The 7,730-nt window shown below is 68.5% G+C and carries 10 protein-coding genes; 8 read left to right on the top strand and 2 right to left on the bottom strand.

All coding sequences use genetic code 11. The features are described 5' to 3' along the window. The first annotated feature begins 282 nt into the window (after positions 1-282). The 4 genes from AC3WRN_RS00050 to AC3WRN_RS00035 all read left to right on the top strand — a co-directional run bounded on the left by AC3WRN_RS00050 (position 283) and on the right by AC3WRN_RS00035 (position 2,749). Positions 283-657 (top strand): diacylglycerol kinase, encoded by a 375-nt coding sequence (locus tag AC3WRN_RS00050; RefSeq protein WP_492621379.1) that lies wholly within the window; start codon positions 283-285, stop codon positions 655-657. Positions 658-741: 84 nt separating this feature from the next. Then, complete coding sequence (locus tag AC3WRN_RS00045; RefSeq protein ID WP_492621378.1) at positions 742-1,362, top strand: LemA family protein; 621 nt, start codon at positions 742-744, stop codon at positions 1,360-1,362. A 2-nt stretch (positions 1,363-1,364) separates the two neighbouring features. Beyond that, complete coding sequence (locus AC3WRN_RS00040; protein ID WP_492621377.1) at positions 1,365-2,246, top strand: TPM domain-containing protein; 882 nt, start codon at positions 1,365-1,367, stop codon at positions 2,244-2,246. Further along, on the top strand, positions 2,246-2,749 hold the full coding sequence (locus AC3WRN_RS00035) for a TPM domain-containing protein (protein WP_492621376.1): 504 nt from the start codon (positions 2,246-2,248) through the stop codon (positions 2,747-2,749). The genes AC3WRN_RS00040 and AC3WRN_RS00035 overlap by 1 nt, the downstream gene beginning before the upstream one ends. A gap of 114 nt (positions 2,750-2,863) precedes the next feature. Here the strand turns inward: AC3WRN_RS00035 and AC3WRN_RS00030 are convergent, their stop codons facing one another. Continuing rightward, complete coding sequence (locus AC3WRN_RS00030) at positions 2,864-3,619, bottom strand: alpha/beta hydrolase family protein (RefSeq protein ID WP_492621375.1); 756 nt, start codon at positions 3,617-3,619, stop codon at positions 2,864-2,866. A gap of 165 nt (positions 3,620-3,784) precedes the next feature. Here AC3WRN_RS00030 and lgt point away from each other — a divergent pair, with 165 nt between their 5' ends. From lgt to AC3WRN_RS00010, 4 genes are all read left to right on the top strand, one after another. Continuing rightward, positions 3,785-4,600 carry a prolipoprotein diacylglyceryl transferase gene (gene lgt / locus AC3WRN_RS00025; RefSeq protein ID WP_492621374.1) on the top strand — a complete coding sequence of 272 codons (816 nt, stop codon included), beginning with the start codon at positions 3,785-3,787 and terminating at the stop codon, positions 4,598-4,600. Positions 4,601-4,690: 90 nt separating this feature from the next. Then, entirely contained in the window at positions 4,691-5,503 is an 813-nt protein-coding gene (locus tag AC3WRN_RS00020; protein WP_492621373.1) for a thymidylate synthase, read from the top strand. A 123-nt stretch (positions 5,504-5,626) separates the two neighbouring features. Then, positions 5,627-6,115, top strand: coding sequence for a dihydrofolate reductase (locus AC3WRN_RS00015; RefSeq protein WP_068093429.1), 489 nt, complete (start codon positions 5,627-5,629; stop codon positions 6,113-6,115). Beyond that, the gene (locus AC3WRN_RS00010) at positions 6,115-7,089 is read left to right on the top strand and encodes a Nudix family hydrolase (RefSeq protein WP_492621372.1); all 975 of its coding nucleotides are present in this window, start codon (positions 6,115-6,117) and stop codon (positions 7,087-7,089) included. The genes AC3WRN_RS00015 and AC3WRN_RS00010 overlap by 1 nt, the downstream gene beginning before the upstream one ends. A gap of 67 nt (positions 7,090-7,156) precedes the next feature. On the opposite strand, the gene AC3WRN_RS00005 is transcribed toward AC3WRN_RS00010, so the two are convergent. Next, positions 7,157-7,730: REP-associated tyrosine transposase (locus AC3WRN_RS00005; RefSeq protein ID WP_492621371.1), on the bottom strand; the 574-nt coding region annotated here is incomplete at its 5' end.

Here is a 7,730-nt window from a genome sequence, read left to right as displayed (position 1 = left end):
CCCCCCCCCCCCCCCCCCCCCCCCCCCCCCCCCCCCCCCCCCCCCCCCCCCCCCCGCCAGTGCCATGTGGCCCATGAAGGGACCACAACCGACGAAGCGTAACCCATTCGCCATCACGGCGTAGCTGCACTGCGGCAAGGCGGAAAGCCGCGGCGGGCGCCTGGCGCCAGCGCTTGTGGCATCATCGGCCGCCTGAACCGGCCTGATTCCAGGGAGTTTGCCGTCCATGTCCATCGCATTGATATCGCCGGCGCGTCTGCGGTCGGGCGGACGGCGTCGCTGATGGCCGCCGAAGGTTTTCGTGGTCCGAAGCAGCTCTGGAACGCGTTCCTGTGGTCGATGAAGGGCCTCCGGGCCGGTTGGCGACACGAGGCTTCGTTCCGGCTGGAGGCCTGCCTGGCGGTCGTGCTGATCCCGCTCGGCCTGTGGCTGGGCCAGGGCGGCCTGGAGAAATTCGCGCTGATCCTGGCGCCGGCGCTGGTACTGTCGGCCGAGCTGCTCAATTCGGCGATCGAGGCGGTGGTCGACAAGGTCAGCCCCGAATTCCACGAACTGGCCGGCCGCGCCAAGGACATGGGCTCGGCGGCGGTGTTCATCCTGCTGTTGCTGGTGGTGGCGAGCTGGGTACTGATCCTCGGGCCGCGCCTGTTCGGCTGAGGTACGCGTTCACCAGGTACTGACACGATTGCGGCGAACGGCGTGGGATGATGGAATGGCCTTCCACCGGATCGGAGCGACTCCATGAAACTTCTGCGCAATTTCGTGCTGGCGCTGCTCGTCGTCGGCCTCAGCGGCTGCGGCTATAACGCCATCCAGAAACAGGACGAGGCGGTCAAGGCAGCCTGGTCCGAGGTGCTCAACCAGTACCAGCGCCGCGCCGACCTGGTGCCGAACCTGGTCAGCACGGTCAAGGGCTACGCCCAGCACGAGGAGAAGGTGTTCACCGAGGTCACCGAGGCCCGCGCCAAGGTAGGCAGCCTGCAGGTCAACGCCGGCTCGCTGGACGACCCGCAGAAGCTCAAGCAGTTCCAGGCCGCGCAAGGCGAGCTGGGCAATGCGCTGTCGCGGCTGATGGTGGTCAGCGAGAACTACCCGCAGCTGAAGGCCGACGGCCTGTTCCAGAACCTGCAGGCGCAGCTGGAAGGCACCGAGAACCGGGTCACCGTGGCGCGCAACCGCTACGTGCAGGCGGTGCAGGAATACAACGGGATGATCCGCACCTTCCCGAACAACATGACCGCGAAGATCTTCGGCTACAGGGTGAAGCCGAACTTCTCGGTGGAGAACGAGCAGGCGATCTCCACCGCGCCTAAGGTGGACTTCGGCACCGCCGCGCCGGCTCCGGCCGCCTCGACGCGTTGATCATGTCGCGGCGCCATCCGCGCTGGTGGCTGGCACCGGCACTGGCGTTGCTGCTGCCGGCGGTGCTGCACGCCGCCGATGCCGTGCCGAAACTGGCGCGGCACGTCACCGACCTCACCGGCACGCTGACTGCGCAGCAAGTCGACCAGCTGGACGCACAGCTGGTGGCGCTGGAGCGAGCCAAGGGCGCGCAGCTGGTGGTGCTGATGGTGGGCAGCACCGGCGGACAGGACATCGAGGGGTATTCGCTGGCGGTGGCCGAGGCGAACAAGATCGGCCGCAAGGGCACCGACGACGGCGTGCTGCTGCTGGTCGCGAAGGACGACCGCCGCGTGCGCATCGAGGTGGGCTACGGCCTGGAAGGGGCGATCCCCGATGCCGCCACCGCGCGCATCACTCGCGAATACATCGCGCCGAAATTCCGCGGCAACGACTACTTCGGCGGCATCAGTGACGCGGTCGGCGCGCTGACCCAGCTGATCAACGGCGAGTCCCTGCCGCCGCCGCTACGGGGTTCGCCCGAGCGCGGGCGCTCCGGCCCCGATCTGCAGAGCGGCCTGATGATCGCCGTGTTCGTGGCGCTGTTCCTGCGCGGCATCTTCGGCCGGGCCAGCGCCTGGCTGCGCGCGCCGCTGGGCGCCGTGCTGGTCGGCGGCCTGCTGTGGCTGCTGATCTCGATGGGCGCCGGCATCCTCGGCGCGCTGGTCGGCAGCGTGCTGATGCTGCTGCCCGGCGGCGCCGGCCGCTCGATCGGCGGCGGCGGCTGGGGCGGCTTCGGCGGTGGCGGCTGGGGCGGCGGCAGCGGCGGCGGAAGTTTTGGCGGTGGCGGTTTCAGCGGTGGCGGCGGCAGCTTCGGCGGCGGCGGTTCCTCGGGGAGCTGGTGATGGCGCGCATGCGGCAACTGGTGACGAACCTGTTCGGTGGCTGGTTCCAGCTGTCGCGGCGCTTCCCGGCCGGCGTGCTGGACGAGATGGCCGCGGCGATCGCCGCGGGCGAACGCCGCCACCTGGGCGAGATCCGCTTCGCGGTCGAATCGCGGCTGGCGCCGCTGGCCGTGCTGGACGGCCTCGACGCCGCGGCCCGCGCGCGCCAGGTGTTTGCCCAGCTGCGCGTGTGGGATACCGAACACAACAACGGCGTGCTGCTCTACGTGCTGATGGCCGAGCGCCGCATCGAGATCGTCGCCGACCGCGGCATCGCGGCGAAGGTGGTGGCGGACGAGTGGGAGGCGACCTGTGCCCGCATGCGCGACTTCTATGCACGCGGGCAGTGGCGCGACGGCAGCCTTGCCGGCATCGCCGCGGCGCATGCGTTGCTGGAACGCCATTTCCCCAGCGACGGCAGGGCCAACCCCGACGAGCTGCCGGACCGGCCGGTACTGCTCTGAGACAGGCGACGCCTCGCGGGCAGGGCGGTGGCGTGGCCGCTCGCGCGCGCCGGCGGCATGCCCGCGGAGAAGGAAGGCGCCGAAGCGCCTTCCCGGGTTGCTTGCCGGCCGTGATCAGGACGCGGTGGCGCCTTTCCCGATGTGCTTCTCCAGGAAGGCCTGCAGCAGCTTGTAGAACTCGACGGTGTTCTTCTCGCTGTAGAAGCCGTGGCCCTCGCCCGGCTTGCTCAGCCACTCGTACGGCTTGTGCGCGGCGTCCAGCGCGGCGCGCATCGCCTTGGCCTGCGCGAACGGCGCGCGGATGTCGTCTTCGCCGTGGACCAGCAGCACCGGCACGTCGATCTTGTCGGCGAGCTTGTCGGGCGAGTTGGCGTCGAGGTCGGCGTCGTCCTTGCCGATCACCATGTTCAGGTAGCTGCGGCCGGACTTGTTCTCGCGGACGTCACCCTTCCTGTACATCATCTTCAGGTCGTAGACGCCGGCGTAGCCGACCGCGCACTTGAACATGCCCGGCGCGCGGATCGTGGTCATCATCGCCGAGTAGCCGCCGAAGCTGCCGCCGTAGACGCAGATCCGCTTCGGGTCGGCGTAGTTTTCCGCGATGGCCCACTTCACGCCGTCGATCAGGTCTTGCTGGATGCGGGTGCCCCACTTCAGGTAGCCGGCTTCGCGGAAACCCTCGCCGCGGCCGCCGGAGCCGCGGTAGTTCACCTGCAGCACGAGGTAGCCGCGGCTGGCGAGGAATTGCGCGTCGCTCTCGTAGAACCAGTCGTCCTGTATGCCGATCGGACCGCCGTGCGGCAGCAGCACCATCGGCAGCCTGCCCGGATCGACGCCGTTGGGAATCGTCAGGATCGCCTCCAGCTCCATCCCGTCGCTGGCCTTGAAGTGCAGCGGGCGACCGTTCCGTATTCCCCCGGCACATGGCGCTGTCTGCTGATGATTCTAGCCAGTGCGCGGGGGAGGGCGAAAGTGGCGGCCGCGGATGCCCCGCCGGCCCGCTACACTTGGGCTTTGCCATCCGATCCGGTCGCCATGCCCCAGCCCTACGTCGTCGACATCAACCCCGTCGCCTTCCATCTCGGCCCGATCCAGGTGCACTGGTACGGCCTGATGTACCTGCTCGGCTTCTTCTTCGTCGCCGTGCTGGGCGAGTACCGGCGCCGGCGCGGGCGCCTGCCGGTCAGCCGCGATGCGCTGGGCGACCTGCTGTTCTACGGCATGCTCGGCGTGATCGTGGGCGGGCGCGTGTGGTACATGCTGTTCTACGCCGACATCAGCTGGATATGGACCGCGCCGCAGACCCTGTTCAAGGTGTGGGACGGCGGCATGAGCTTCCACGGCGGCCTGCTCGGCGTGCTGGCGGCCGGCTGGTGGTGGTCGCGCAAGCAGAAGCTGCACTTCTTCGACACCATCGATTTCGTGGCGCCGCTGGTGCCGATCGGGCTGGGCCTGGGGCGGCTCGGCAACTTCATCAACGGCGAGCTGTGGGGCAAGCCCGGCGACGTGCCGTGGGCGATGATCTTCCCGAACGCGCCCGACCGCCTGCCGCGGCATCCCTCGCAGCTGTACGAGCTGCTGCTGGAGGGCGTGGTGATGTTCGTGGTGCTCTGGCTGGTTTCGCTGAGGCCGCGCCCGCGCTACCTGGTCTCCGGCCTGTTCGCGCTGATGTACGGCTGCTTCCGCTTCATGGTGGAGTTCGTGCGCGTGCCCGATCCGCAGCTCGGCTACCTGTTCGGCACGCAGTGGGTGACGATGGGGCAGATGCAGTCGCTGCCGCTGATCGCGATCGGGCTGGTGCTGGTCGCCATGTCGCGGCGCGCGCCCACGCTGCCCATCTCGCACGAATGACCCGTAGGAGCGCACCCTGTGCGCGAATGCTTTTCGTGACGTGACCAAGAGCTATCGCGCACAGGGTGCGCTCCTACCTATACTTGGGCGATGCGCGCCTATCTCGACCTGCTCCGCCACGTCCTCGACCACGGCACCGAAAAGACCGACCGCACCGGCACCGGCACGCGCAGCGTGTTCGGCTGGCAGATGCGTTTCGACCTCAACGAAGGCTTCCCGCTGGTCACCACCAAGAAGCTGCACGTGAAGTCGATCGTGCACGAGCTGATCTGGTTCCTGCGCGGCGACACCAACATCGCCTACCTGAAGGAACACGGCGTGCGCATCTGGGACGAGTGGGCCGACGCGAACGGCGACCTCGGCCCGGTCTACGGCCGGCAGTGGCGCGCCTGGCCCACCGCCGACGGCGGCGCGGTCGACCAGATCGCCTGGGTGGTCGACGAGATCCGGCGCAACCCGGATTCGCGGCGGCTGATCGTCAATGCCTGGAACGTGGGCGAGCTGCCGAAGATGGCGCTGATGCCCTGTCACACGATGTTTCAGTTCTACGTGGCCCCTTCGACGGGCTCAGGGCAGGGGAAGTTGTCGTGCCAGCTGTACCAGCGTTCCGGCGACATCTTCCTCGGCGTACCGTTCAACATCGCCAGCTACGCGCTGCTCACCCACATGATCGCGCAGGCCTGCGGCCTGGGCGTGGGCGATTTCGTGCATACGCTGGGCGACGCCCACCTGTACAACAACCACCGCGAGCAGGCGCGCCTGCAGCTGACCCGCGAGCCGTTGCCGCTGCCGCGGCTGCAGCTCGATCCCGCGGTGCGCTCGATCTCCGATTTCCGCTACGAGCACATCGCCATCGAGGGCTACCGGTCGCACCCGGCGATCAAGGCCGCCGTCGCCGTCTGACCCGCCGCGCATGAATATGCGAAACCGGCGCGTCACCGCCGCCGCCTGTTAATATCTGGCGTTATCGGCGGCGTCATCCGCAGGCGCAGGCCATCCATCGACCCAGCCTTCCAAGGATTCGCCATGGCTATTTCGCTGATTGCCGCACTCGACGAAAACTTCGCGATCGGGCGCAAGGGCCAGTTGCCCTGGCACCTGCCCGACGACCTGCGCTGGTTCAAGCAGCTGACCACCGGCAAGAACGTGCTGATGGGCTACAACACCGCGCTGTCGATCGGCCGTGCCTTGCCGGACCGGGTCAACATGGTGCTGACGCGCCGCCACGAGGCGCCGTTCCCGGGCCAGATCACCGTGCGCTCGATCGAGGAGGCGCAGGCGCGTTGCGACAACACCGGCCTGATCGTGATCGGCGGCGGCATGGTGTTCGCCGAAGCGCTGCCGCGCGCGCGCCGCATGTACCTCACCTGGGTCGGCGCCGCGATCGACGGGGCCGATGCGTTCTTCCCCGGCGTGCACTTCAGCGACTGGACCGAAGTCTCCCGCGTGCACCACAAGGCCGATGCCGAGCACGCCTACGACTTCGACATGGTCGAATACCTGCGCAACAGCTGATGCCCGCACCGGCGGCGCCGAAGCCGGCCATGCACGTGATGGCCGCCGTGATGCGCGACGCCTCGGGGCGCGTGCTGCTGGCGCAGCGGCCGCCCGGCAAGCACCTGGCCGGCATGTGGGAGTTCCCCGGCGGCAAGCTCGAACCCGGTGAAACGCCGGCGGCGGCACTGGCGCGCGAGCTGAAGGAAGAACTCGGCATCGCCCTGCTGCGTGCCGAGCCGCTGATCCGCGTGCCCTGCCATGCCCCCGGGCGCGAGCTGCTGCTGGACGCCTGGCAAACCGACCGGTGGAACGGCGAGCCGCAATCGCTGGAAGGGCAGGCGCTGCAATGGCTGTCGCCCGGGCAGGTCGACCCGTCGATCCTGGCTCCGGCCGATCGGGCGATCCTGCAGGCCGTGCGGCTGCCTGCGCGCTACGCGATCACCCCGGCCGATGTAGCGCCCGAATCATGCGACGCGTGGTTCGAGCGCATCGGCCAGGCGATCGCGTGTGGCGGGCGGCTGGTGCAGTTGCGCCTGCCGCTGTGGCCGCGCGAGCGCGTGCGCGAGCTGGCCGCCGCCCTGCTGCCACTGGCCCGCCGGCAGGGCGTCCCCTTGCTGCTCAATGGCGACATCGAGGGTGCGCACGTGCTGGGCATCGGCGTGCACCTCAAGGAAACCCAGCTGGCGGCCTTGTCCGCCCGCCCGCTGCCGCCGACGCAACTGGTGGGCGCCAGTTGCCATGACGCGGCTTCGCTGGCCCGCGCCGGCCAGATCGCCGATTTCGCCACGCTGTCGCCGGTGGCCGCCACCCGCAGCCACCCGCAGACCCCGCCGCTGGGCTGGGCCGCGTTCGCCACCCTGGCCGAAGCCGCGGCGCTGCCGGTCTACGCCCTCGGCGGGATGGCTCCCCCGGACGTCGCCTGGGCCCGCGACAACCGCGCCCAGGGCGTTGCCGGCATCCGTGGGTTCTGGCCAAAGCGAACCCGCCCGTAGGAGCGCACCCTGTGCGCGATGCTCTGATGTGGGTAGCCGCGAAAAGCATCGCGCACAGGGTGCGCTCCTACAGCCAGATGCAGTTCCAGTAGGGGTAGTCGAGTGCGTGGTGTACCAGACCAGCCCGTACGGGATTGGCGACGATATAGCGTGCGGTGGCAATCACGTCCTCTTCCCGTCGCAAGGCGTGGTCGTGAAAGCCGTGCGCCCATACTGGCTTGCTGCGACCCTTTTCCACGAGAATTTTCGTCGAGATGGCTTTGAAGCGATTCATCACGAGCGAAATGCCGTCGTACTCGCCGAGTTCGATAAGGCCATGCCAGTGATCAGGCATCAATACCCAGCAGAGAACACGGGCATCGCCCCATACCTTGGGGTCGATCATCAAGCGACTGGTAGTTCGTGCGTTTTCCGTGTTCAAAAACCAAGGCCCGCGTTTGGCCGTGGTGGTCGTCAGCAGGTAAATCTGTCCCGGCAGGGATACGCGACCCTTGCGCAATGCTTGATGGCCCGGATGGCGTGTCATCCGAGAACCATCGCCGCCGAAGCAGCCTGATTCCAGCAGTGAAGCCCCCGCACCCGTGTAGGAGCGCACCCTGTGCGCGATGCTCTGATGCCCATAGAAACGAAGAGCATCGCGC

The organism is Rhodanobacter sp. FW101-FHT13A11 (assembly GCF_058790335.1).
Note: the sequence above shows the minus strand (reverse complement) of the source record. Positions and strands in the feature narration are given on the sequence as shown.